At 53.2% G+C, this 21,381-nt stretch carries 23 protein-coding genes; 9 read left to right on the forward strand and 14 right to left on the reverse strand.

Annotated elements, in window-relative coordinates; all coding sequences use genetic code 11:
- The first annotated feature begins 90 nt into the window (after window positions 1-90).
- Both OGY09_RS10650 and OGY09_RS10655 read left to right on the forward strand, forming a co-directional pair.
- A complete protein-coding gene (locus tag OGY09_RS10650; protein WP_003830087.1) occupies window positions 91-300 on the forward strand; it encodes a hypothetical protein in 210 nt (69 codons plus the stop codon).
- A gap of 193 nt (window positions 301-493) precedes the next feature.
- Complete coding sequence (locus OGY09_RS10655; protein ID WP_032942285.1) at window positions 494-1,501, forward strand: porin; 1,008 nt, start codon at window positions 494-496, stop codon at window positions 1,499-1,501.
- Between the two features lie 63 nt (window positions 1,502-1,564).
- On the opposite strand, the gene OGY09_RS10660 is transcribed toward OGY09_RS10655, so the two are convergent.
- The 8 genes from OGY09_RS10660 to OGY09_RS10695 form a co-directional block, all read right to left on the reverse strand.
- Window positions 1,565-1,966, reverse strand: coding sequence for a hypothetical protein (locus OGY09_RS10660; protein WP_032942287.1), 402 nt, complete (start codon window positions 1,964-1,966; stop codon window positions 1,565-1,567).
- Window positions 1,967-2,157: 191 nt separating this feature from the next.
- Complete coding sequence (locus OGY09_RS10665; protein ID WP_032942288.1) at window positions 2,158-3,345, reverse strand: MFS transporter; 1,188 nt, start codon at window positions 3,343-3,345, stop codon at window positions 2,158-2,160.
- Window positions 3,346-3,439: 94 nt separating this feature from the next.
- Entirely contained in the window at window positions 3,440-3,691 is a 252-nt protein-coding gene (locus OGY09_RS10670) for a putative Se/S carrier protein (protein WP_008786094.1), read from the reverse strand.
- Entirely contained in the window at window positions 3,688-4,455 is a 768-nt protein-coding gene (yjiL, locus tag OGY09_RS10675; RefSeq protein WP_032942289.1) for a putative 2-hydroxyacyl-CoA dehydratase activator YjiL, read from the reverse strand. The genes OGY09_RS10670 and yjiL overlap by 4 nt, the downstream gene beginning before the upstream one ends.
- Before the next feature lie 9 nt (window positions 4,456-4,464).
- Complete coding sequence (locus tag OGY09_RS10680) at window positions 4,465-5,616, reverse strand: double-cubane-cluster-containing anaerobic reductase (RefSeq protein WP_032942290.1); 1,152 nt, start codon at window positions 5,614-5,616, stop codon at window positions 4,465-4,467.
- A gap of 95 nt (window positions 5,617-5,711) precedes the next feature.
- On the reverse strand, window positions 5,712-6,176 hold the full coding sequence (locus OGY09_RS10685; RefSeq protein ID WP_032942291.1) for a GNAT family N-acetyltransferase: 465 nt from the start codon (window positions 6,174-6,176) through the stop codon (window positions 5,712-5,714).
- Between the two features lie 13 nt (window positions 6,177-6,189).
- On the reverse strand, window positions 6,190-7,470 hold the full coding sequence (locus OGY09_RS10690; RefSeq protein ID WP_032942292.1) for a DUF445 domain-containing protein: 1,281 nt from the start codon (window positions 7,468-7,470) through the stop codon (window positions 6,190-6,192).
- Window positions 7,471-7,545: 75 nt separating this feature from the next.
- Entirely contained in the window at window positions 7,546-8,472 is a 927-nt protein-coding gene (locus OGY09_RS10695) for a LysR family transcriptional regulator (protein WP_003845596.1), read from the reverse strand.
- Window positions 8,473-8,691: 219 nt separating this feature from the next.
- Here OGY09_RS10695 and OGY09_RS10700 point away from each other — a divergent pair, with 219 nt between their 5' ends.
- Together OGY09_RS10700 and metC are read left to right on the forward strand one after the other, a co-directional pair.
- On the forward strand, window positions 8,692-9,924 hold the full coding sequence (locus OGY09_RS10700) for a dicarboxylate/amino acid:cation symporter (RefSeq protein WP_032942293.1): 1,233 nt from the start codon (window positions 8,692-8,694) through the stop codon (window positions 9,922-9,924).
- A gap of 30 nt (window positions 9,925-9,954) precedes the next feature.
- A complete protein-coding gene (gene metC, locus OGY09_RS10705) occupies window positions 9,955-11,145 on the forward strand; it encodes a cystathionine beta-lyase (protein ID WP_032942294.1) in 1,191 nt (396 codons plus the stop codon).
- A gap of 80 nt (window positions 11,146-11,225) precedes the next feature.
- Here metC and mdtM read toward each other — a convergent pair whose 3' ends face one another.
- The 3 genes from mdtM to OGY09_RS10720 form a co-directional block, all read right to left on the reverse strand.
- Complete coding sequence (mdtM, locus tag OGY09_RS10710) at window positions 11,226-12,467, reverse strand: multidrug efflux MFS transporter MdtM (protein WP_032942295.1); 1,242 nt, start codon at window positions 12,465-12,467, stop codon at window positions 11,226-11,228.
- Window positions 12,468-12,791: 324 nt separating this feature from the next.
- On the reverse strand, window positions 12,792-13,442 hold the full coding sequence (locus tag OGY09_RS10715; RefSeq protein WP_032942296.1) for a LysE family translocator: 651 nt from the start codon (window positions 13,440-13,442) through the stop codon (window positions 12,792-12,794).
- Window positions 13,443-13,490: 48 nt separating this feature from the next.
- Window positions 13,491-14,306 (reverse strand): AraC family transcriptional regulator, encoded by an 816-nt coding sequence (locus tag OGY09_RS10720; protein WP_032942297.1) that lies wholly within the window; start codon window positions 14,304-14,306, stop codon window positions 13,491-13,493.
- A gap of 230 nt (window positions 14,307-14,536) precedes the next feature.
- Here OGY09_RS10720 and OGY09_RS10725 point away from each other — a divergent pair, with 230 nt between their 5' ends.
- On the forward strand, window positions 14,537-15,499 hold the full coding sequence (locus tag OGY09_RS10725) for an Rpn family recombination-promoting nuclease/putative transposase (protein WP_032942298.1): 963 nt from the start codon (window positions 14,537-14,539) through the stop codon (window positions 15,497-15,499).
- 51 nt (window positions 15,500-15,550) lie between these two features.
- Here OGY09_RS10725 and OGY09_RS10730 read toward each other — a convergent pair whose 3' ends face one another.
- Window positions 15,551-16,963 carry an aminotransferase-like domain-containing protein gene (locus OGY09_RS10730; protein ID WP_032942299.1) on the reverse strand — a complete coding sequence of 471 codons (1,413 nt, stop codon included), beginning with the start codon at window positions 16,961-16,963 and terminating at the stop codon, window positions 15,551-15,553.
- Window positions 16,964-17,140: 177 nt separating this feature from the next.
- On the opposite strand from OGY09_RS10730, the gene OGY09_RS10735 reads away from it, so the two are divergent.
- The 4 genes from OGY09_RS10735 to OGY09_RS10750 all read left to right on the forward strand — a co-directional run bounded on the left by OGY09_RS10735 (window position 17,141) and on the right by OGY09_RS10750 (window position 20,045).
- Window positions 17,141-17,305: a DUF1127 domain-containing protein gene (locus OGY09_RS10735; RefSeq protein ID WP_008786105.1), complete on the forward strand. Its 165-nt coding sequence runs from the start codon at window positions 17,141-17,143 to the stop codon at window positions 17,303-17,305.
- A gap of 147 nt (window positions 17,306-17,452) precedes the next feature.
- The gene (locus OGY09_RS10740) at window positions 17,453-17,917 is read left to right on the forward strand and encodes a MarR family winged helix-turn-helix transcriptional regulator (protein WP_008786106.1); all 465 of its coding nucleotides are present in this window, start codon (window positions 17,453-17,455) and stop codon (window positions 17,915-17,917) included.
- Between the two features lie 6 nt (window positions 17,918-17,923).
- Complete coding sequence (locus OGY09_RS10745) at window positions 17,924-18,991, forward strand: HlyD family secretion protein (RefSeq protein WP_032942300.1); 1,068 nt, start codon at window positions 17,924-17,926, stop codon at window positions 18,989-18,991.
- Entirely contained in the window at window positions 18,981-20,045 is a 1,065-nt protein-coding gene (locus OGY09_RS10750; protein ID WP_032942301.1) for a DUF2955 domain-containing protein, read from the forward strand. Before OGY09_RS10745 ends, OGY09_RS10750 begins: the two co-directional genes overlap by 11 nt.
- Window positions 20,046-20,147: 102 nt before the next feature.
- Here the strand turns inward: OGY09_RS10750 and yjiA are convergent, their stop codons facing one another.
- Window positions 20,148-21,104 carry a GTPase gene (gene yjiA, locus OGY09_RS10755; protein ID WP_032942302.1) on the reverse strand — a complete coding sequence of 319 codons (957 nt, stop codon included), beginning with the start codon at window positions 21,102-21,104 and terminating at the stop codon, window positions 20,148-20,150.
- A 12-nt stretch (window positions 21,105-21,116) separates the two neighbouring features.
- The gene (locus tag OGY09_RS10760) at window positions 21,117-21,311 is read right to left on the reverse strand and encodes a YbdD/YjiX family protein (RefSeq protein WP_003830038.1); all 195 of its coding nucleotides are present in this window, start codon (window positions 21,309-21,311) and stop codon (window positions 21,117-21,119) included.
- Between the last annotated feature and the right edge of the window lie 70 nt (window positions 21,312-21,381).

Here is a 21,381-nt window from a genome sequence, read left to right on the forward strand (position 1 = left end):
TTGTGAATGTTTTTTACCGTTGACATGTTTTTACACTGACTGCATATTTCATCGCCATAAGCGTCTTATTGCGTTCAGGAGATGATGACGATGCCTTCTCGAGATTATCCCGATATCCGAAAAGCCAGGGGAACCCGATCAAAAGATATGGTTCTATTAAGTGCCCGTGTCGATACTTCTCTATGGGAATATGTTCGGACGCTGGCATTTGAAACCCGTAAAAGTAAACAAGACATTATTGCCGAGGCATTAATGTTGCATCGCTCTATTAATGAGAGCACAAGCGAAGAATCTAAGTAATTACTCTCTGTTCGGGTTTTATTTAAAACCCAAAATTGAAATAGGTCTTGCCACTTCATTATTGCCTTTATTGGTATATTTTTTCGGTGTGTTATTGGTGTTTCCCCTTATCTGGAGGGGACTTTTTTATGTGGGCATTCCGCCTTCATAACAAAGTTGATAGCAAAATTCACAATTAAAAGTGAGTAATAACATGAAAAAGTCAGTAGTGGCATTAGCTGTAATAGCATTAGGGGTCACTTCCGTTCATGCAGCGGAAATTTATAATAAAGATGGCAACAAACTGGATCTGTACGGCAAAGTCAAAGCGGTCCACTCCTGGAGTGATGGCACTAATGCCGATGGTACCTACGCGCGTCTGGGTTTTCGCGGTGAGACACAAATCAACGATCAACTGACCGGTTATGGCCAATTTGAGAGTCAGTTTGATGCCTCTAAAGCAGAAGGTTCTCAGAATGGCGTTAACACACGTCTGGCGTTTGCTGGCCTGGATTACGGCCATGACGTTAGCTTTGACTACGGTCGTAACTACGGTATCGCTTACGACGTGGGAGCTTACACTGACACTCTCTCAGAGTTCGGCGGTGACTCCTTTGAAAATACTGACCGCTTCCTTACTACACGCACTTCTGGCGTTGCAACACTCCGTACCAAAAATCTGTTTGGTGCCGTTGATGGCCTGAATGTTGGCGCGCAATATCAGGGTCAGGATGATACCAATAAGGATCCGACCAAACAGCACGGCAATGGCTACGGCTTCTCCCTGGGTTATGACAATATCGCGGATTCCGGCGTATCTGCCATTGCAGCCTACACCAACAGTTCTGTGACTGCTCAGCAGAAACAAAATGGTTGGGATGGCGAAAACGCAGAATTCTGGGGTGCTGGCCTGAAATATGATGCAAACGCTATCTACGTTGCGACCATGTACGGCGAATCCCACAACCTGATTCAGGATGCGGACAAAGCGCAGCACTTTGAAGCGATGGCGGCGTATGTGTTTGATTTTGGTCTGCGTCCGAACGTGGGCTACGTCCATACGCGTGACAACAACAATAACGATCTGACCGAATACGTTGCGCTGGGCACAGACTACTACTTCAACAAAAACATGGTTGCTGATGTGGGTTACAAAATTAACCTGCTCGATGGCAAAGACGGCGACAACCAGGTTGTTGCGGGTCTGACCTATCAGTTCTAAGTTTTTTGTTCTGGTATGAAAAAGGCGTCTTGGTTAAGACGCCTTTTTTACATCTGCTGGAGTTTAAACTGGCTGACTTTCTTTCATCTGTACACCGCTAAACAGCCATTGCCAGATGCCCACTTTTACCCATGCGACCACGCAGAGGATCAGATAAAAAAGCGGATTATGGGTAATGGTAACGCGCATGACTTCCATTAAATCCACATGCAAATTTCCGGCAATTGCCATATTGATAACAAAAATAGAGGCTACCGCGCTGGCCAGTAAAATAAGTATGGCATGTAACTTTGTTATCTCCGGTAACTTGCCAGAGGCCCATTGCCATAAGAATGTTGTTGATAACAGGAAGATAATAAACAATCCCAGTGCGCCAAACAGGCCAAAGTCTTTATAATCCTTTAGCGTGCCAATTAAACCCGCCAAAATAATTAACCCCAGTAGTATTTTTTTAAACCACGACATAAACTTTTCCCGAAGATGGTGTTGATGTTGAATTAATATGTCCATTTTTACGCATTTTAAATTGAGTTTATAAATGAACAGCCGGGAATTATAAATTGTCTGACGGGTAATTGCCGATTATTTGCGGTTTATTAAATGCTGACATTTAATTACGGACTAATCCGAATATATCTTCTTTAGACGTTAGCCGGTTATACCCTTTTGGGCGAGGCGAAACGCTGTTTGTATAATTGCGTGAGGCTGATAAGTGCCGCAATAAACAACGCGACCGCGCCGCACACCGTGGCGTTAACGATCGCATGTGCGCCGCTTCCCAGAAGGCTGGTTAATAGCGGACCAAGTATTTGTCCAATGCCGTAAGTCAGAGTGACCAGGCCCAGCAGATTAATATTGCGCGGTACGCTTAGTTGACGGGCAAGCGGCATCACCAGTGAAGTGGTTCCCATAAACGTTGCGCCAAACCCCATGCTGCTTATCACCAGCAGCGGCAAGGAGCCGCTGGCGAGCGTCATGACCACGCAGGCGCTTTGAATCAGCAAATTCGCCGTCAGGCATTGCAATACTCCCCAGCGTCGGGCGGCCCACAGCCAGGCGAAACACCCCGGAATTATCGATATGCCGACCAGCGACCAGAGATGGGCAGTCAACAGCGGCGAACCGGCACTTTTCGCCATTAGCGGCAGGTAGGTGGCGACAATGATGTAGCCAAATCCGGCCAGCCCGTACAGTAGCGCCAGCAGCCACCAGGACATAGGCTGATGCTCTGTTTTTACCGGGGCCGCAGCGGGGAGCACGTGATCGCGAGATGGCAGGAGTATAACCAGTAGCACGAAGAACAGAGCCGAGGCTGCCGCTGCGCCCAGCCAGAGCGTGTGCGATGAAAGCGCAAAATGCAGACCGCTAATGACATATTCATTGCCCAGCAAAATACCTGCACCAACGCCGGAGAACAACGCCGCGATCACGAAGGGATGCCGGGTATGATGCAGAACGATCATTGAGCCAAAGATCATCATACCGGCACTGGCGACGCCCGCCAGAAAGCGGATCAGCATCACCAGCGCGGGCTGCGTAAAGCTGGCCATCGCCAGAATCAGCCCTGCGGTAGCGAGCGCGGACGTTAGCAACATCGGGCGTAAGCGAGAGGGAAGATGGAAGAGCCCGAAGGAGAAGAGCAGGCTTCCTGCCAGATACCCGGCGTAGTTGGCGCTGGCAATCCAGGAGAGTTGGTCAAATGTAAATTGACCTTCCGACAGCAGCACCGGCAGCATTGGCGTATACAGAAAGCGCCCAATTCCCATACCCAGTGTTAAGACCAGCATGCCAAAAAGCGCGACGCTGATGGCATGACGATTTGAATCTGGGCTTCCCTGGGACATACGGACTCTCATTTCGCGCTGTTAGCTGATAATTGTTATATTACATGTGTAAATGATAATGAAAAGTAAAATAAAAATAAGTCCCCTGGCACGTTCAGGAAGGAGGAAAAGTGGCAAGGCAGCGCCAGTCTCCGTTTTCAAGATGGTAGATAGATTCGGTATGACCCGGAATTATCCACTCATCCTCCTTGCCAGCAACACAGTCGATGTAAATGCACAGCCCGCAGCCACCGCGTAGCTCGCGGGGAATATCTGCCACCCGAAAGCACATACCCGCAGCCTGTAGCGCTTTACGCGTTTTGATGACGCCGAGGGTAGTATGAAACAAGAACAGTGTTTCCTTCACTCACGTTTCCCCTGACGCTGACCAATTAACGCGGCCCCAATCGCCCCAGCAAACTGCGCGTCGGGATGCGTGTGTACGGGAATGCCAATGTGGCCTTCAAGCATACGAGCAAAGGCGTGACAGTGGCTTACTCCCCCGGTAAATAACAGTGGAGCCTGCCCTGAAAGCCGTCCGATGAAATTCGCGCTGCGTCGGGCCATCGCGTTGATCACACCCGCTAAAATGGTCTCCGGCGCGACACCCGCAGAGCGCAGGCTGATAACCTCTGACTCGGCAAAAACCGTGCACATGCTGGTGATGGCATGTGGTTCGACGCCAGTGGTAATCGCATCTAGCTGCTCTACGCTGGCGCCGAGCGTGCGTGAGATGACTTCCAGAAAACGTCCGGTCCCAGCCGCACATTTGTCGTTCATCAAGAAATCGCTGAGGTTACCATCATCATCTAGCTGGATGACTTTACTGTCCTGACCGCCGATATCAATCACTGTGCGGGTACCGGGAGCCAGCAAGCGTGCCCCCAGTCCGTGGCAGGAAATTTCAGTGACCTGTTTGTCAGCATAATCCACGAGCTGCCGTCCGTAGCCAGTGAGGGTTAAAAATGGTCTAACGTCCAGCCCCGCCTGCAGTGTTTCCCATGCCTGCGCGATTGCTTCGGCAGGGCGAAAAGGTGTTGGGCAGAGAAAGCGACGTCTGATGACGTTACTTTCCAGCAAAATACCTTTAGTCGCTGTGGAGCCGGAATCTATCCCTATTGAGTATGTCATCCCTGTTCCTCACAACATTTCAATGAACGCGGCGACACGAGTGCTAAGCTGGCCGATATCCGCGCTGGAGTAGTCAGTTTCAATGGCGATGTAGGGAATGTTGTGCTGTTGGCGGACGTGGCGTTTGATGGCGAGTGATTCAACGGCGTAAGTGTGGCAAGCCTGTAAAATGACATCGACGACGCCGTCAGCCTGGTACTCTTCAACCATTTGGCTGAGCATTTTCAGACGTTGATCGTTAGGGGAAATACAGGAGCAGCCGATGGCGAGGTATTTATCGGTCAGTGCGTCGTAGACGTCGCCAGTTTCCGCCACGCACTGCTCAGTGGCTTTCGCGCCGGTGCAGTTTTCATAACCCACCACCCAGCCGCCGTTTTCTTCAATGGCACGCACCACTTTTTCTGCCGCGCCGCCAATGGGGCAACCGGTTATCAGTATGCGTGGACGTGATGCCAGGCGTTTCCCGGCCTGCCATTCCTGATGTACCCGTTCGGCCATGCTATTAAGCTCGTCGATCAGTGCTGCTTTATCAAAGCGGAAGGTTGCACCGTAGACGACTTTCAGAATGTCACTGCCGCTGAGTGCGGGTGGGTTGAGCTGACCAACGCGGTAGAAGTTTGCCAGTGCACGACGTTCCTGGTTTTTTAGAATAACAGCTTCACGTAGCGCAGTTTCGGTAATCGGGGTGCCAAAACGGGCTTCGATTACCTGCTGCAAACGCAGGATCTCGGCTTTCCACAGCGCCCGTGAAGCCGCATCACTGGTGCTGTTGGGCAGTTGCATCACATGTACCGCTTTAAATTCAGCCATGTACTCGTACATCTTCTTTTTACCATCGCAGGTCGTTTCGCCCACCACCAGGTCAGAGAAGTAGAAGTACGGACATTTATCCGTTTTACCAAACCCGTAGCTGCTTTTGATCAGCGGACACAGGTTACGTGGCAGATCTTTTTCGGCCTCTTCAATGGTTTCATCAGAGGTTGAGCATAGCGAAACGACGACCGCACCTGCCGCCATCGCTATCTCCTGTGGCATAAAGGTGCAATAGGTTCCAACGAGCGGGATACCCTGCTCTTTAAGATCCATTACGGTGAGAAAACCTTTCTGACGGGCGTCGGAGAATTGATTAAAAATGGCGGGTAAATCGGTGATTAGCGACATGATTTTCCTTCCCCGTAACACGGGAGACAGTAAAAAGACGTCGCATTATAACCCTGCAATTTATCTGGTTTTATTGATGTACAACAATTGCGCGCTTACAGATTACGGCTGTAGACCCGTGAGACTTCCCCCCACGGATGATAGCCCGCCCCGTCAAAGTAAAATCCCGCTTTCTCGTATAAGCCTTCCAGGTCAGTACACAAATGAAGCCGCATAAAGCCTAACTGTCTGGCCTGCTGCGCAATATGTTCAATCAGGCGAAACGCCAGACCGTGACCACGATAGCGAGGATCGATATAGAGTGCGCATAGCCACGGCCACAGTTCGCCGCGACTGATAAAATCATTAGTGATCAATCCGGCGCAGCCAACAATGCTGTCGCCGTCCTGCAGCCAGTACCACTGCGGTAGCGGGTTCTTTGCGCCAATACAACGATGCAGTGCATCCTCGTAAACTCTCATGGAGTCTTCTGAGGCCCATTGTTGCTGAAAGTAAGCGGTGACCTCGTGCAGTTTTTCCGGTGTTTCGCGCAGGGAAAAAATGCGGATGTTCATCGTCATTGAATTTTTCTCCTTAAAAATTCGCCAGCGTCAGCAGGGAAGGAATTTGCGACAACAGATATAACACCAGCCCAATAGAACCGCCAACCAACGTGCCGTTGACGCGGATGAACTGCAAATCTTTACCGATGTTCAGCTCGATTTGCTGCGACATATCGCGTGCATCCCAGCTTTTCACCGTGTCGCTAATGTGGCGCGTCAGGAAGGTGGCGAACTCTGGCGCCACTTTATGTGCGGCCTGCTCCAGATGCCCATTCAGTGAGGTGCGCAGGGCACTGTCGGCTACCAGCGTTTCGCCGAACCACTGCCCGGCGCTGGCGATGCGCTGCTTCACGCGGGAATCATCGGCGTTAATGTCGGTTTTCACCCACTGACGCAGATCTGCCCACAGCTCGCCAAGATAACGGTTGAAGGCTTCATCTTCCTTCAGATAGCTTTTCAGGCTTTCGGCCCGCACGGCCATCTCCGGATCGTGTTTGAGCTTATCGATGAGCTTAAACGTGGCGCGATCGAAGGCATGGCGGATCTGATGTGCGCGATCGTGGCTGATGTCATCCAGCAAGGAGTTAACGGCATCAGACACCAGCTCGGCGCTGTGCTCGCCCAGCCATTCTGTTGGCAGGATCTTCGCTTTCAGCGGATGCTCGGTTTCCAGCCAGTGCACGACCTGTCTGGCGATAAACGCTCGCGAGCTGTCGCGCTGGAGCAGGGCGATCAGTTGGGCGATCAGCGTGTCGAGTAGCACCTGATGGCGATTGTTTTTGGTCATGCTTTCCAGCATCAGCGCGCTGGTACCGGAGAGATCGACCTTGTCGATGGCCTTGTGCACCGCCCGCTTGATCAGCCGTTGAATGCGCGAGTCGTCGGTCAGTTCGAGAAAACCGCTCATAATTTGCAGCAGATGCTGGCCGATGCGCTGGGCGTTTTCCGGCTGGCTGAACCAGTTGCCGATCAACAGCGCCGGTTCATGGCGGCGGATCAGCGCGACCAGCGACTGGGTATCGAGAAATTTTTCCTGCACAAATTGCCCGAGGTTTTCGCCGATTCGATCCTTATTGCGCGGGATAATCGCCGTGTGCTGCGAGATAAACGGGATCGGCACCCGGCGAAAAAGCGCCACCACGGCAAACCAGTCCGCCAGTGCGCCCACCATCGCCGCTTCGGCGATCGCTTTGATCCCCAGTACCCAAAAGTTAGGCGGCAGAAACAGCGTGATGACGAAGGTGGCAGCGGCAATCAGCAGCAATGAGAGCGCCAGTCGCTTGGCGCGTTTGAGTTCAGCAATTTTATTCATAGGCTTAAGGATAGAGCCAGACGGGGGGATCGCGCAAAAAATGTGGAGCGCCTCCCATTTTCAGGTGGGCTGGGCTTACTCAGGGATCCAGTTGTCCCAGGCGGGCAAGGGGCCGAGTTCCGCCACCAGAAAATCGATAAACGATCGCACCTTCGGATTGCTGTACTTGCTGGGAAAGTACAGCGCATACAGGGCGTGAGTTTCACAGGTGATAGTGCCGTCGAGCATCAGCGGCGTTATCTCTTCTTTTTGAATATGATCGCCAATCAGATAGGTGGGCAAATACGCCACTCCCTGATCTTCTAACACTGACTTCAGCAATACCAGACTGCTGTTGGCCTGGATCGGCATATGCAGTTTCAACTGATGCAGACGATCCTGTTCATCCGCCACCTTCAGCACCGGTGTGAGGCCGGGATAAACCAGACAATCATGATCCACCAGATCGCTTCGACGCTGGGGCATGCCTTTTTTGGCGAGGTAGCCGGGTGAGGCACAGTACGCCCAGCGAACAGGCACCAGCTTGCGCATCGCATAGTTTTGCGGCGGTGCGGTGGAGATGCGCAGGGCGATGTCGAAATCTGTTTCGTTCAGATTCACAAAGTTATCGTTGAGATCGATATACAGATTTACATCCGGGAACTGGGAGCGATATTTATCCACCAGGTTCACCAGCCGGGAATAACCAAACGCAATTGAGCAGGTTATGCGTAATTCACCCTGCGGGCTGTGGTAATAACCGGAGGTGGTATTCAGCGTTTCATCGAATTCTTTCAAAAGCTTATTAGCGCGGTTGAAGAGATATTGCCCTGCGTCGGTCAGGGTAATACTGCGGGTGGTGCGTTTAATTAATGTCGTGCCCAGCGTGTCTTCCATCGCGGCCAGACTTTTGCTGACCGCAGACGGCGATACGTTGAGCTGCGCCGCGGCTTCTGACAATCCTCCGCAGTCGACGATTTTAGTAAAAAACTCCAGATGCTTGAGTGAAATCGGCGTACTCATAGTTTCCTTTAATTCACAAGTGATTTGCAAAAACGGTACGAATAGGCCGTTACATTCGCGTTTTAAAAATGCAACTATTGAATCACAGGAAACAACTTGCTGGCAAAATGAAAAAATAACAACTTAGGTGAGTTACGTCACAAAATAAAAGGAGGCGAAACGGAAACTCATCACATTGTGAATTTAATCTCATTAATTATTATTCTAAAGGTACCGATTATGTGGTCACGACTCGAACCCTACAAATCGTCGATTATTTTATTAGTTGCTCTGGTGATTGGCGGCTTATTAGGTATTTTTGCCCCATCGTTTGCAAGTAAACTCCAGCCAATAGGTCAGATATTCTTAAACCTGCTATTTATGATTATTGTGCCGCTGGTGGGTATCAGCGTTATGTCTTCGATCGCCAGTATGACCGACCTGAAAAGGCTGGGGCGCATTATGGCGATTATCTTTATTGTTTCGATCGCCATGGCCTTTATTCCAGCCGCCGGGATCGTCGCGCTGGCGCTCTGGTATAACCCGGCGCAGGGCGTCACTATCGATCTCTCGCAGTCGGTACAGGCGGGCAGCGGTAAGATGGATTTTGTCAGTATGATCACCACCAGCGACTTTATCGGACTGTTTTCTAAGTCCAATATTCTGGCGCTGATCGTAATGGCGATCATCGCCGGTGTCGCAATTGGCCAGTCGGATCAGGCCGGTAAACGTATTGCGTCGCTGCTGGAAGACGCCAATACCGTGATCATGAAGATCGTTTCGATCATTATGAAGGTCGCGCCGATTGGTCTGGGCTGCTACTTCGCCGCCACCATGGCCAGTCAGGACTCTGCACTACTGTTAACCTTTGCCCGCGCCATCGGCCTGTTTATGGTTGCCACGCTGGTCTACTTTGTCTTTGGCTCGATTCTCTATTCGTATATTGGCGGCGGTATTCCGGCGGTCAAAGCCTTTTGGCGTAACGCGATTGAGCCGTCTGCTACTGCGCTGGGGACCTGCTCTTCGCTGGGGACGCTGCCGGTAACGCTGCGTGCCGGTAAGGCGATGGGGATTAACCCGGAAATCGTTGATGTCTCCATTCCGCTGCTGGTTAACCTCAACAAGGGCGGCGTGGCGATGATTGCCGCGCTAAAAATTGTCTTTATCTATTCCGTGCTGGGCATGGAATTCACCACCGAAACCTTCTTCCTGACGATGCTGATTGCGGTGCTCTCCGCCATTATCGTTGGTGGCGTGCCGGGCGGGGCGTTCCTCGGGGAAATCTTTATCGTCACCACGCTGGGCCTGCCGATGGAAGCAATCCCGATGCTGGTGGTGCTGGGCACCATTACCGATGCGCCGGCCACACTGATTAACGTTATCCATGATTTGAATGCGGCGCAGATTGTTGAACGGTTCGCTGGAAAAAAGCAGACCAACACTGAAATAAACTCTACTGCTGCGGTGGTATAGGTTTCACACGGATTAAGAACAGGAGATGTTATGAAAGACGCAATGAAGCTTGAAACGCACCTGGTTGTTGCTGGTCGCGACAAACGCTACACCCAGGGAGCGGTGAATCCGGTTATCCAACGCGCATCGTCACTGGTATTTGATACCGTGAAGGACAAGAAATTTGCCACCGCCAATCGCGCGAACGGCGAGCTGTTTTATGGTCGTCGCGGAACCTATACCCACTTTGCCTTCCAGAAGGCAATGAGCGAACTGGAAGGCGGCGTTGGCTGCGCGCTGTACCCATGTGGTGCTGCGGCGGTGACCAATGCGATTCTGGCGTTTGTTCAGGGTGGCGATCATATTCTGATGACGGGTGCGGCCTATGAACCAACCCAGGATTTTTGCAATAAGATCCTGAGTAAATTCAACGTGGAAACAACGTATTACGATCCGCTGATTGGTGCAGGTATCGTCGATCTTCTGCGTCCGGAAACAAAGGTTGTATTCCTTGAGTCACCAAGTTCTATCACCATGGAAGTCCAGGACGTGCCGGGGATGGTGAAGGCTATCCGCGCGGTGAATCCGGAGATTGTCATTATGATCGACAACACCTGGGCGGCGGGCGTGCTGTTCAAAGCGCTGGATTATGGCGTGGATATTTCCATTCAGGCGGGAACGAAGTACACCATCGGCCATTCGGACGCCATGCTGGGCACGGCGGTGTCGAACGCCCGTTGTTGGGATCGTTTACGCGAGAACTCCTATCTGATGGGGCAAACGCTGGATGCCGATACGGCCTACAACGGCAGCCGCGGATTGCGCACCCTGGCGGTACGCCTTAAGCAGCATCAGGAGAGCAGCATCCATATTGCCCGCTGGCTGTCGGCAAGGCCGGAAGTGGCACGGGTGAATCATCCGGCATTACCGGAATGTCCGGGCCATGAGTATTTTCAGCGTGATTTTATCGGAAGCTCAGGCCTGTTCTCGTTTGTGCTGAAAAAGAGACTGACCGACGAACAGATGGCGAATTTCCTCGATAACTTCTCGCTGTTCCATATGGCCTATTCGTGGGGCGGATTTGAGTCGCTCATTCTGGCGAACCAGCCGGAAGAGCTGAACAGCATTCGCCCGGCCGGAGAGGTAGATTTCAGCGGCACGCTGGTCAGGGTACATATCGGCCTTGAGGATATCGACGACCTGATTGCCGATCTGGACGCGGGATTTGCACGCATTGCGTAAGGTGAGGTGACCGTAGCCGGAAGCGGCGCAAGCGCCTTATCCGGCCTACATAGTTGTCGTAGGCCGGATAAGCGGGCAGGTTAGTTTTCAGTGGCTAACGTCGTTGCCTCATGCTGGCGTACCCGTTTGAGTAAGCCTGCCAGCGTGAACACGACAGCTATCCCTGCCGCAACCGCCAGCAGATGAAACGAAATCCTGCCGCCGTTAAACCATAGCCAGCGTCCAATTTCGACAGAAACCGCCATCACCGTCAGGATCACCATATTCAACGATGCGGAAACCGTACCCTTCGGTAACTTGTTGGAAAACAGCGTAAAGCGGAACAGCGTCGGGAAGATCATCCCAATACCAAACGCATACAGGCTGGTCCCCAGCACCGACCACAGCCAGACGTGCGGCCACAGTAAATTGCCGACAATCAGCACCGCCAGCCCGCTCAGCTGTATAGGTGCGGCTCGCCAGATGAAGCGCGGTCGGGTCGGATCTTTCACGAAACGAACCACCACCATATTGGCGACGATCACTGCGCCGAACACCGGGGCCTGTGCCCAGGCAAACTCCGATGTGGTCATGCCGCCAGCATCGATCAGAATAACCGGCGAGACCGCTACCCAGCTCATCATCGGGATATAACTTAACGACAGCGTGGCTGCGCCAAACAGGAACACCCGGTTGCGGAAAACGTCGCGGAAATCACGCACTACGCCGCGGGCACTGAACGGCACCACGCCGCGCTGGACGGTTTCCGGCATGGCTAACATTAACCCAATCAGGGCGATAAGCCCCATGACGGCAATGATGGCAAACAGGATCTTCCAGTGTACAAAGTGCATCAGCGCGGCCCCGGAGAGCGGGCCGATAACCGGTGCAACCAACACAATGGAAGTGATTATCGCCATTAACTTAATGGCCTTCGTTTGCCCAAACGCCTCCTGCACCGTGACATAGCCAACGGTCGCGATAAAGCAGATGCTGGTGCCCTGCACAAATCGGGCTACCAGAAACTGCGTCATTGAGGTAGTGAACAGCGTGGCAGCGCAGGCGAGGGTAAAGATTAACGCCCCCGCAATCAGCACGGGTCGACGGCCAATTCGGTCGGAAAGCGGCCCCAGCAGCCATTGCAGCGCCATGCCGCCCGCCAGATAGAGGCTCACCGCAGCGGGTGCCAGGCTAACATCGGCGTTGAAATCACGTACCACATTGATGATGCCAGGCTGGATCAGGTCCGTCGACAGATAGGCGGCGAAGTCATATAAAATCAACGCGACAGGAAAAAATAGCGTTGTGGCGCGTTGGGAGAAAAACGCGAGAATCCGTTGCATAAAACAGCTCCTTGTCGGGAGAAAACCCTCAACGGGAATAGCGAAATTCAATACCGTCTTTGAGACGTCAGACCGATGACAGAAAAAAGCAGACTGCAAATGTACTGAATTTCATGTAATCAAAAACGCTGTCTGCGCGAAGCGCAAACAGAAGATACGCTCACTGACGCGGGGTCAGAAAACGTAACGATTACAGGTAACAATCAGCACATCGCACCTCAGGAAGAGTAAGTTGAACGGGTAATAACCATCCGCAGTTTAATGCGGATTGGATATTAATTAAACGAGTTTATCCGGTTTATGTGCAGAAAATCGCCCTGCAAATCAGACTACGATGCTCTGCAAAAACCGCAGAGCGATGGCACAACCGAAGATAATCAATACACCGCCAGCGATACGTTCTACCCATAATATCCCTCTGGATAACCGTCGCTGGATCTGCGGTAAACCGATGAACATCACGATCAGCAGATCCCAGCACAGCACTACGCTGGTCATCCAGATCCCGCTCATGGTTTGTTGCAGCAGCGTCACCGACGGGCCGAGCAGGGCGGTCATTAGCGCCAGATAGAACAGCGCATTTTTTGGGTTGAGCAGTGACGAACCCAATCCCAGCAGTAGCTGTTTGCCAAATCCTGGACAGGTAGACTGGGCGTCTGTTCCGGTCAGCGTTTGCGGGCGGCTGCGTACCAGCAGGCTGCCAATCCACAATAAATAGAGCGCGCCCAGCAGCTCAATAACCGTAAACAACAGGGGAAGCTGGCGCAGGATCCCCCAACCGATAATTGCCAGCAGGATATACAGCCCGTTGCCGAAAGCGATCCCCACGCACAACCCGGCGCTGCCGCGCATCCGGTATCGTGCGGCGTAACCGACCAGTAAAAAGAAGTCCGGCCCGGGGCTAAGCAATGCGACGAAATGCGCCAGCGCCAGCGCGGGAAAAGCAGAAGGAAAAAGTACAGAAAGCAGCGACATAGCGACCTCAGAGAATGAATCTGAGATCACCGTACGCCTGACGCAGCGCTAATTATTGTCTGATATTGATCGTCCCAACGCGTACTGGCGCGGTGTGGCGGCGGTGTAGCGAACAAAGGTGCGATGGAAATGGCTCTGGTCGGCAAACCCGCTCTGGTAGCCGACATCGGCAATTTCGTCTCCGGCCCGCAGCCGCTGGCGAGCATAGTCAATCCGTATGATGTTCAGATAACTTCCTGGCGTCAGCCCGGTGTCCTGCTTAAAGGTACGGATCAGCGTCTCTTTACGCATGTGACACTCATGTGCCAGCTCATCGAGTGAGGGCGGCGCGAGCAGGCTGGACTGCAACCGTTCGCGCAGATACTGGCTGGTGGCGCTTAGGTTGTCTTGTGTGACCGACTGCAACGGCAGCGTGTGCAGCAATGCTTGTGCGGCATCCGTTATTTGCGCGGTTTGGCGTTGCGGCATGAGCGCCACAAGGTGCATATAACGCTGGAATAATTGCGCATCGCGGATAACGGGAGCAGGCGTGCAAAGCCGCTTATTGGTGTTCTGTGCAGGCAGATTAGCAAGACACCACTGGGTATCAAGATAAAGCATATGATAGCTGCGAAACTGTCCGTTAACAGGATTACAGCTGTGAGGTGCCAGCGGCGGTATCACAATCAGATCGCCCACCTGCAGATGGTATTCCTCGCCATCGCACAGACAGCACGTTTCCCCCTCGAGAATTGCTCCAATCGAGAGCTGAGAGTGGTGATGCCGCTTATAGGCCTGCTGGCTCTGCCAGGTGCTGCGCAGCTCCAGCCACGGCAACTGCTCATCACGCCAGAACGATTGTGGAATATCTCGGGTATGCGTCACATCGTGTCCTCCCTGAAAGTGATGGTTTGTTATAGCACAGGCCGGGAGGTGAAAAAGTGGGAATGCGCATTGAGATGGCGATTCTGCGTGACGTGTTCCAGACAAATGTAGACGTTACATAAGGGCGTTGTTATCCCGGAAATCGCCTCGCAAAGAGAGAAAGTTGCAGGTGAGGATGTGGTTTTCCGGCGCTACAGTCATGGCATCTTATTTTCAGGTGAAGGATCGCCATGAACAAAGCTTCCGCTTCAACACCGCATGATGCGGTTTTTAAAACATTTTTACGTCACCCTGAGACTGCACGGGATTTCCTACAAATACATCTTCCCGCTTCGCTGCGCGAGCTTTGCGATCTTCAGACGCTTAAACTCGAGTCAGACAGTTTTATCGAAGAGAATTTACGTGCGTACTATTCCGATGTGCTGTGGTCGGTGAAAACGACGGATGGGGATGGATATATTTATGTAGTGATTGAACACCAAAGCACACCGGATGCGCATATGGCATTCAGACTGATGCGCTATGCGGTAGCGGCCATGCAGAAACATTTAGATGCCGGGCATCAGCAGTTGCCGCTGGTGGTGCCGATGCTGTTTTATCACGGCGCTAAAAGCCCGTACCCTTATTCGCTGTGCTGGCTGGATGAGTTTGCCAACCCGAAGCTGGCTCGTCAGCTGTATGCTGCGGCGTTTCCGCTGGTGGATATTACGGTTATTCCGGATGACGAAATTGTGCAGCATCGACGTATGGCGCTGCTGGAGTTAATCCAAAAACATATCCGTCAACGCGATCTTATGGGGTTGGTCGAGCAAATTGTTTCCCTGCTACTTACCGGACTGACTAATGACACTCAGATAAAGACGCTGTTTAATTATATTTTACGAACTGGCGATGCACCTCGATTCAGTGAGTTTATTCGCGGGGTTGCCGAACGTTCACCGCAGCACAAGGAGCATTTGATGACGATCGCGGACAGATTACATGAGGCAGGATTTCAAAAAGGATGGCTTGAAGGCAAGCTGGAAGGTAAACAAGAAGGCAAAAAAGAAGGCAAACAGGAAGGACTGATAAAGGGGCGACGTGATGAGGCACTGCGTATTGCCCGCACCATGCTGGCAGATGGCATCGATATCAGCATGGTACAAAAAATCACCCGACTTTCCGCTGAAGATATTCAGGGTTTAAGCCATTAGATATAGCTTAAACTGCCTAATTGCCTGCCCGGAAGCGCCGGGCAGCTCGATCTACTCTATTGCCGTTTTTACCGCCTCTCCGAGCTTCTGCATTACTTCCCGATGCTTATCGTTTGGCGGCAATGCGCAGTTGATGCGCACACAGTTGCGATACTTCCCCGATGCGGAGAACAGAGAACCCGGTGCAACCTGGATTTTGAGGCGACAGAGCTGCTTAGCGACACAGACCATATCAACCTGGAGCGGCAGCTCGACCCACAGCATAAAGCCGCCTTTCGGTCGGGTGACGCAGATCCCGCAGGGGAAGTATTCCCGTACCCAGCAGGTGTAGATCTCCATATTGCGCTGATAAATCTGGCGCATACGACGAATATGTCGATGATAATGACCTTCGCGCACAAAGGAAGCCGCTGCCAGTTGCGTAGCGGGAACGTTAGTTCCAATGACGGCGTACTTCATGTGCAGCAGTTTGTTGTAATAACGACCGGGCACCACCCAACCCACGCGCAGACCGGGGGCGACGGATTTGGTAAACGAACTGCAGAGTATTACGCGGCCGTCGCTGTCCCAGGAGTGGATCGTGCGCGGGCGCGGGTACTCTGTGGCCAGCTCGCCATACACATCGTCTTCAAAAATGACGATGTCGTGACGCTGGGCGAGGGCGAGCACCGCCCGTTTACGCGCATCCGGCATAATGAATCCGAGCGGGTTGTTGCAGTTGGGAACCAGCAGCACACCTTTGATCGGCCACTGATCCAGCGCCAGCTCCAGCGCTTCAATGCTGATCCCGGTATCCGGATCGGTTGGGATCTCAATCACCTTGATCCCTAAGCCGCGCAGTAGCTGCATCGTGCCGTAGTAGGCCGGTGATTCAACGGCGACAATATCTCCGGGCTGGCAGACCGTCAGCAGCGCCAGCGACATTCCGCTCTGACTGCCGCTGGTGATCACAATATCATCTGCATTGACCACCGAACCGCCGTCCAGCATCAGCCGCGCAATCTGCTGACGCAGTTCACGGCATCCGGAGATTTCATCGTAGCCCAGTATCGCGCGCAGATTATGCTGTGCCACGCGGCTGAGTTCGCGCCACAGCGGCTTCAGGCTGGGTTGATTAATATCGGGCACGCCGCTGCTAAACGGGATTATCGATTTGTCCGCATGACCTGCCAGCATATCCAGCACCTGATCCCACTGGGTTATTTCGACCGGACGCTGTACCGGACGCGACATCGGTGGCACGGGTGGCTGCGCTTTTTGTGGCGCGACAAAATAACCGGAACGTGGCTGGGGCGTGATCAGCTGGCGCTGTTCCAGCGTCTGATACGCCTGCTGGACGGTGCTGATGCTGACCCCATGCTCCTGGCTCAGGCTGCGAACCGAGGGCAGTTTTTCGCCATGGCGATACAGCCCTTGCTCAATGCGTTCGGCCAGCAGATTGGCCAGATGTTGGTAACGCGTCATGCTGTATCCCTCATGGGTACCATACAGATTAAAAAATCAGTACAGATTGGCGTGAAAAAAGCGATGCAGAACTCTTTTTAACCAATCTGTATGTTAAATAAAAGTACTTTGTGAGTCTGTATTGTTTTAGGCCAGATCCGTGAAGATAAAGCCTCTGGCAAGGCGGGGAGGCAAGGTATGGAATTTCACGAGAATAAAGCAAAACAGCCGTTTATTGGGTTTGTACTGATCTGGCGGGCATACAAGGCGTGGCGGCTGCGAGCGCAAACGCGGCGCGTATTGCAACAGATGAGTGATGAGCGGCTGCGGGACGTCGGGCTGCGACGCGATCAGGTGGAGTGATTTTCTTTCATCGACAGAGGCTGGGGGTTATCGCCCCAGCCTCTTTTACATTCACAATATTTATCAATTTATGCTTCTGGTTAGTCCGTTTCTTGATACTTATCCTGATAAGTATTATTTTCTCTTCAGCGATGAGAGGAAAGTAAGATGACTGAAGATGAACTGTTTGCCCGTCGCCCGATGGGGATGCGCATGGCAATGGTGGTGCGCCAGTGGCGGGCCATTATTGATGCTGCCATCACCGATACTGGCCTGACGCAGTCCAGCTGGACGGTACTGATGCAACTGTATCAACTGGGAGACAACGTCTCAGTCAGTGAACTGGCACAAATGCAGGGCATCGAACTGCCGCCGCTGATGCGCACCCTCTCGCAGCTGGAAAAGCAGGGCTATCTGCTGCGTTCCACATCGCCCTATGACAAACGCATCCGCCTGCTGGCGCTGACCGCGCAAGGCCGCGCAAGGCTGGACGAACTCAACCGGGTGATAGAGACATACCAACATCGCGTCACCTGCACCATCCCTGAGGCGGAACTCGCTTCCTTCAGCGCCACGCTCAATCAAATCGCCTGCAATCTGCGGACAATCCGCGAAGAAGATAACAAGATCTAAAAAACTATGATGACCCCAGAACAAAAATTTGCCCGTTGGGTAAGGGTGAGTATTGCCGCTTTCCTGGTAATATTCGCCTGGTTTATCGTTGCCGATATCTGGATCCCGCTGACGCCGGACTCCACGGTTATGCGCGTGGTAACGCCTGTTTCCTCACGCGTTTCCGGCTACGTCTCGCAGGTGCATGTACACAATAATAGCCAGGTGAAGAAGGGCGATTTGCTGTACGAACTGGATCCGACGCCATTTATCAATAAGGTCGAGGCTGCGCAAATTGCCCTTGAGCAGGCGAAGCTGAGTAACCAACAGCTGGATGCGCAGATCGTCTCTGCCCGCGCCAACCTGCGCACCGCGCAATTCAACGCCCGCAACGATAAGACCACCTTAGACCGCTATCAGCGCCTGAGCGCCATGCAGAACGTGTCGCAATCCGATCTCGACAAGGTGCGTACCGCCTGGCAAACCAGCGAGCAGTCGGTGGCGGCGCTGAATGCCAGTATTCAGAACCTGCTGATCCAGCGCGGCGAGCGCGATGACAAACGTAACGTAACGCTGCAAAAATACCGTAACACGCTGGAAGAGGCGCAGCTGAACCTCGGCTGGAGCAAAGTATATGCCCAGACCGACGGCACGGTGAGTAACCTCCAGCTTAGCCCAGGACTTTACACCACGGCCGCCACGCCGCTGCTGGCGCTGGTCAGCCATCAGACCGATATCGTGGCCGACTTTCGCGAGAAAAGTCTGCGCCACACTAAAGTGGATACTGATGCTGCCGTGGTGTTCGATGCCTTGCCGGGCAAGGTTTTCTCTGCCCGCGTCACCAGCAGCGATGCCGGTATTCTGGCGGGCCAGGAACAGGTTAATGGCCAGTTGTCGCAACCGGAACAGTCTACCCGTTGGGTGCGCGATGCCCGGCGTATGCGCATTCACGTCGCGCTGAACGAACCGCTCGACACGCCGTTACCGACCGGGGCGCGCGCAACGGTACAGCTGTATAACAGCGAGGGCGTGTTTGCCCGCACCTTTGCCGGGGTACAGATCCACCTCGTCAGCTGGCTGCACTATGTCTATTAACACGCTGGCCCACGTCTTTACGCCGCACGGGAATATTGTCTACACCGCCAATGATTTTCGCCAGACCCTGCGTATCTCCGTTGCCGGGACAATCGCGCTGAGTATTTCGACCTTCTACAACGTGCAGTACGGCGTGTTCTTTGTGGTTTATCCGCTGATGCTGCTGTCGCTGGTACCGGTATTCAACCGCCATGTGGCAACACAGTTCGTGTTCAGCGCGGCGGTGAACTGTGTCGAAATGGTGCTGATCGTCGGCTATTTCTTACAGTGGCCGCTGGTTATGACGCTGGTGGTGTTCGGCCTGTATGTGATGCGTTTTCGTTTTATGAGCAAAGGACCGCTGTTTCTGCTCGGTTCGATGGGCGTGGTGTGCCAGAGTACGATGCTCAACTTTATGAGCTATTCCACCACCAACTGGCATACGCTGATGTTCTCCAATATGGAAGCCTGCGTAATGGCGGTGGCGCTGAGCGCGCTGCTGCATTATCTGATTCCGGACGTGGAACCCCGCCAGCCACCGCCGCGCATTGAGAAAGATGCCGCCCGGGTGCGCCATGAATCGCTGCTTTCCGGCACGGTGGCGACGATGATTTTTGTGGTCTTCCAGATCTGCGATTTGAGTGATTCGCTGTCGGCGCTGATGGCAGGCATTTTGATCCTGTTTCCGATGCACTACCGCGGCGCGGTGATCAGCTCGATTTGGCGCGTGGTCGGCGTGGTGCTGGCCTGCCTGTATATTCTGCTGGTACAGCTGCTTATCTATGATTTCAGCAACCATATGGTGCTGATGATGCCGCTGATTGGCCTCGGGCTGGCGTTCAGCGCCCGCCTGCACGTAATGGAAAAAGTCGGCGCGGGCGTGGGTTTTGCCAGTATCACTACTATCGGCATTATGTTTGGCCAGAACCTTCATCCGGATCAGGACCTGGTATTCAGCGATCTGTACCGCATCACCTCCGTCACCGTCGCGCTGGTGGCAACGCTCACCATGGTATTTCTGGTGCACCGGGTTTTGAACTGCTTTGCCGCGACGCGGTTTGTGATTACCGAGTGAGTGGGGGCAAGTGCCGAATGGCGGCTGCGCCTGATCCGGCCTACAAGGAGCAGGATTTCCAGGCCCGGTAAGCGTAGCGCCACCGGGCAATTCAGCAGGGGATTACTTCTTCAATCCCGCAAACGCGGCTCTGATCTCGTCTTCCGGCAGGTTAATGCCGATAAACACCAGCAGGCTGTGCGGTGTTTCGTCGCCCCACGGGCGGTCCCAGTCGGCGCTGTACAGGCGCTGGACGCCCTGGAACAGCAGGCGGTTTGGCTCGCCTTCAATCCACAGCATACCTTTGTAGCGCAGCAGCTTCTCGGCGGATTCCAGCAGCAGGTTTTCCATCACTCGCGACACGTCGCTGATGTTTACCGGGTAATCCAGCTCGACGACGATCGAGGAGATATCGTTTTGCTTGTCGGCGATAAAGTGGAAGCGCGGTTTGGCGCTGACTACGTTCTCTTCCAGCATAAAACCGTTGGTATCGAACAGCAGGGAGAGGTCGATATCACCATGTGTCACGGTGTAAATCGGCGCACGGGCGTTGATGCGCGCCAGGCGCTCACGCAGTTTTTCGCTTTCACCTGCGACGTCGGTTTTGGTCAGCAGGATCCGGTCTGCGTAGCCTACCTGCGACTGGGCGATGGTGAACTGGTTCATCTGCTCGTTGGCATGTACCGCGTCAACCAGCGCAATTACGCCGTCCAGCAGGTAGCGTTCGCAAATCACTTCATGGGAGAAAAAGGTCTGAATAATCGGGCCGGGGTCGGCCATGCCGGTGCACTCGATCACCAGACGGTCGAAATTGATGGCGCCTTTGTCGAGGTTGTCGAGCAGGTCTAACAATGCGTCTTCCAGTTCACTGGAGCGGGTACAGCAAATACAGCCGTTGGTCAGGGTTTTGATCTGCGTGGCGCGATCGCCAATCAGTTGATCGTCCACCGAGACTTCGCCGAATTCGTTTTCGATAACGGCAATCTTGTAACCGTGCTGCTCGTTGAGAATATGGCGCAGCAGGGTGGTTTTACCCGCGCCAAGAAAACCGGTGAGTAGGGTAACTGCAATCGGGGTCATTCACTTCTCCTTCTAACAGCAACTGCTTCCGCCGCTACCGTAGCGGGCTTCCTGGCGCTCGCGGAAGAATTCTTCGTAGGTCATGTACGGCTTATCGGGATGGTTGGTCTTCATGTGCTCGACGTAGTTGTCGTAGTCCGGAATGCCAATCAGCATCTTCGCCGCCTGACCGAGATATTTTTTTGCCTGACCTAAAGTACCAAACATGGAACGCCCTGTTAATGAATAAAGCCGGATGGCGGCTTGCGCCTGATCCGGCCTACGTTAACTTACTTTG

Source organism: Citrobacter sp. Cpo071, from assembly GCF_030332765.1.
Classification (GTDB): domain Bacteria; phylum Pseudomonadota; class Gammaproteobacteria; order Enterobacterales; family Enterobacteriaceae; genus Citrobacter; species Citrobacter portucalensis.